Raw genomic sequence first — 3,666 nt, 5'->3', positions numbered from 1 at the left:
GGCGGCAACTTCGAACAGCTGAGCCCGAACCTGACGCCGGCCCAGACCACGATCAACGACTCGGTCGATAACACCACCGCGACCCTGACAGCGACCCCGTCGGTGACCGAAGGTGGCGTGATCACCTACACCGTGACCCTGAGCAATCCTGCCCAGACTCCGGTCACTGTGACCCTGTCCAACGGCCAGACCATTACGGTTGAGGCTGGCAAAACCCAAGGCAGCGTCGACTTCAAAACCCCGGCGAACGACGTCTATAACAACGGCTCGACCGTCAGTGTGGCCATCGAAAACGCCACCGGCGGCAACTTCGAACAGCTGAGCCCGAACCTGACGCCGGCCCAGACCACGATCAACGACTCGGTCGATAACACCACCGCGACCCTGACAGCGACCCCGTCGGTGACCGAAGGCGGCGTGATCACCTACACCGTGACGCTGAGCAATCCTGCCCAGACCCCGGTAACCGTAACCCTGTCCAACGGCCAGACGATCACCGTCGAAGCCGGCAAAACCCAGGGCAGCGTTGACTTCGAAACCCCGGCCAACGACGTCTACAACAACGGCTCGTCCGTCAATGTCACCATCGACAGCGCGACCGGCGGTAACTTCGAGCAGCTGACGCCAGACCCGACCCCAGCATCGACTGTCATCAATGACAGCATCGATACCGTCACCGTGAGCATTGTCAGTAATGGCAACGTGACTGAGGACCAGCAGCCGTCCTTCACCGTGAAGGTAAGCCAGGCACTGGACCGTCCGTTGACGGTTACCCTGTCGAACGGCGATACCGTGACCATCGAGGCCGGCAAGACCGAAGTCGAATACAAGACTGCAGCCCAGGGCGATGACGTCATCCAGGATGCCAGCTCCGTCACGCTCAGCGTCACCGATGCCACCGTCCCGGGTACCACCTTCGAGAAGCTGGCGTTCGGAGGCCCGGCTACCGTTGAGATCTCGGACACCATCAGTGAAGTCGTCGCCAAACTGACCGCTACCGAGTCCGTCACCGAAGGTGGCGAAATTACCTACACCATCACGCTGACCAGCCAGGATGGCCTGCCGCTCAACAACCAGAAGCCGCTGTATTTCACTCTCAGCGATGGCAAGACCGTTATTGAGGTACCGGCCAACAGCACAACCGGTTCGATCACCGTCCCCGCGCCGGACAACGTCTACATGGGCGCCAATCCACCGGTGGTGAACGCGATCGATTCGGTCAGCGGTGAGGATGTGTGGAAGTTCGAGAAGCTGACCCTGGACAAGGCCGAGGTCACTACCACCGTGACTGACGAGCCCGGTACCCCTGGCACGGGTGGCGACCTCGTTCTGGTCAGCATCGAGGCCGATCAGGTGTCAGTGCTCGAGAACCAGAACCCGACCTTTACCGTCAGGGTCAACACCGTGCTGGCGCACGATCTCGTCGTGACGTTGAGCAACAACGCCCAAGTCACGATCAAGGCGGGGCAAACCAGCGCGCAGTACACCCACACCGAACAGGGTGACGACGTCTACCAGGATGCCGGCACCATCGGTGTTGGCATCAAAGCGGCGACCGATAGCGCAGGCGGCACCTTCGAGAATCTGCAATTTGGCGGCGACGCGTCGGTGAAAGTGACTGACACCATCAACGAAGTGGTGGCCAGGCTGACGGCTAGCGACTCCGTCACCGAAGGTGGCCAGATTACCTACACCGTCACGCTGACCAGCCAGGACGGCCTGCCGATCAACAACCATCGGCCGTTGTACTTCACCCTCAGCGACGGCAAGACCGTTGTTGAAGTACCGGCCAACAGCAACACCGGCTCGATCACCGTGACCGCGCCGAATGATGTCTATGTAGGCGCTCAGCCTGTAGTGAACGCGATCGACTCGGTCAGCGGTGCAGACGCCTGGAAGTTCGAAAAGCTGACCCTGGACAAGGCGCCAGTCAGCACAACGGTCACTGATGGCCCAGGCTCCGAGGACACTACCAGCCTGACACTGTCTGCGACGCCGACAGTGGCCGAAGGTGGCACGATTACCTATACCGCCACCTTGACCAACAAGGCTGGCACCGACCTGGTGATCAAGCTGAGCAATGGCGAAACCATCACCATTGCCGCCGGCCAGAAGGAGGCTTCGATTATCGTCGACGCCCCAGGCGACGATGTGTACATCGATGCCGAAGCACTGAGCGTGACCATCACCGATGCCACGGGTGGTAATTTCGAGAAGCTGGATGTCAGCAAGACGCCAGCCGTGACCGAAGTCACTGACACCATCGACACCACTACCGTGACCCTGACCGCGACTCCAAGCGTGGCAGAAGGCGGCGTGGTGACCTACACCGCATCGGTCAACCACAAGGTCACCGGTTCCGACCTGGTAGTGAAACTGGCCAACGGCCAGAGCATTACCATTCCGGTGGGTGAGTCGTCGGCGTCGGTACCGTTCACCGCGCCAGACAATGCCTACAACACCAACCTGGACCTGACCAACAAGATCACCGACATCTCCGGCGGCAACTACGAGAAGACCGTAGCCGTGGGCGAGCCGGTGACGACCGTGACCGATGGCCCAGGTACCAAGGACACCACCCACCTGACCCTGAGCGCGACTCCGACGGTTGCCGAGGGTGGCCAGATCACTTACACCGCGACCTTGAGTAACAAGGCCGGCACCGACATGGTCATCAAGCTGAGCAATGGCGAAACCATCACCATTGCCGCCGGCTCGAAGGAGGCTTCGGTCACCATCGACGCCCCAGGTGACGATGTCTACGTCGATGCTGAAGTGCTTCAGGTCAAAGTGACCGAAACCTCGGGTGGTGACTTCGAAAAGCTCAATGTAAACAGCGGTGCAGCGGTGACCAAGGTCACCGACACCATCGACACCACTACCGTGACCCTGACCGCCACTTCGACTGTCGCTGAAGGCGGCGTAGTGACCTACACCGCGTCGGTGAATCACAAAGTCACCGGTTCCGACCTGGTGGTGAAACTGGCCAACGGCCAGACCATCACCATCCCGGTGGGCGAGTCGTCGGCGTCGGTGCCGTTTACCGCGCCGAACAACGCCCTCAATACCAACCCGGACCTGACCAACAAGATCACCGACATCTCGGGCGGTAACTACGAGAAGACCGTGGCGGTTGGCGAGCCAGTGACGGTTGTCACCGACAACCCGGTGACCCCGGACGTGACCACGCTCTCGCTCACCGCGACCGACACCGTGGCGGAGGGTGGCAAGATCACCTATACCGCTACGCTGTCCAACCCGGCGGGTACTGCGCTGACCGTCAAGCTGAGCAACGGCGAGACCATCACCATCGCGGCGGGTCAGAAGGAAGGCTCGGTCACCCTCGACGCGCCGAGCGACGATGTGTACATCGATGCGGGTGCGGTTCAAGCCAAGATCGATAGCGCCAGTGGCGGCGACTTCGAGAAGCTGGATGTCAGCAAGACGCCAGCTGTGACCCAGGTCACCGATACCATCGATACCACTACCGTGACCCTGACCGCGACTCCGTCCGTGGCAGAAGGCGGCGTAGTGACGTACACCGCATCGGTCAACCACAAGGTCACCGGTTCCGATCTGGTAGTGAAACTGGCCAACGGCCAGACCATCACCATCCCGGTGGGTGAGTCGTCGGCTTCGGTACCGTTCACCGCGCCGAACAACGTC

At 61.0% G+C, this 3,666-nt stretch carries 1 protein-coding gene; it reads left to right on the top strand.

Features of this window, described 5'->3' with window-relative positions:
- On the top strand, positions 1 to 3,666 hold a 3,666-nt coding region (locus C6A77_RS25575; protein WP_346330250.1), incomplete at both ends, for an immunoglobulin-like domain-containing protein.

This window comes from Pseudomonas sp. AFG_SD02_1510_Pfu_092, from assembly GCF_003331055.1.
Taxonomy (GTDB): domain Bacteria; phylum Pseudomonadota; class Gammaproteobacteria; order Pseudomonadales; family Pseudomonadaceae; genus Aquipseudomonas.
Note: the sequence above shows the minus strand (reverse complement) of the source record. Positions and strands in the feature narration are given on the sequence as shown.